The 516-nt window shown below is 43.6% G+C and carries 1 protein-coding gene; it reads right to left on the reverse strand.

The window, feature by feature from the left end; translation table 11 throughout:
• On the reverse strand, positions 1 to 304 hold a 304-nt coding region (locus tag BHE18_RS20085), incomplete at its 3' end, for a VanZ family protein (protein WP_171910762.1).
• Between the last annotated feature and the right edge of the window lie 212 nt (positions 305 to 516).

Raw genomic sequence — 516 nt, forward strand, 5'->3', positions numbered from 1 at the left:
TCGCATATACCGCGCTAATGCCGAATGCCCAAAAAACAGCACGCTTCAAGCTCGCGCCAGTTTTTCTGAACGCCCGAACGATAAGCAAGCCCAGCACAAGATATGCGAAGAAATGGGCGCTTTTCCGAAATAAGGTATGAAGTGTTTCAAATTCCAAAGGAGTGAACGAAGCGACGCCTTCGAACACCCATCGAACGATTTCCGAACTGATGCCGCCGGATACTCCGGCTGGCTGATGCGATAAACTAAAGATAAGAATCATCCATAAGGCCGGCCATAGCCAGGCCAGTAAGTGCTTTTTCATCCTGCCAAATCCTTTTCATTATTGTGATGCTTTCATTATAACCTAGCCTCTTCAATCGACAAGCGCTTCGAGTGACCGAATCATTCCTGCATCAAACTGACCTTAAAAAAAAAAACAAACACAACTAAACAAAGTCAAATACTCCTTACTCTAACAATCCAAACCAACATCCAACATAGAGTACAAGCTACACATACAATATAATAAGACCA

The organism is Rossellomorea aquimaris (assembly GCF_001877785.1).
In the GTDB taxonomy this organism is placed as follows: domain Bacteria; phylum Bacillota; class Bacilli; order Bacillales; family Bacillaceae_B; genus Rossellomorea; species Rossellomorea aquimaris_A.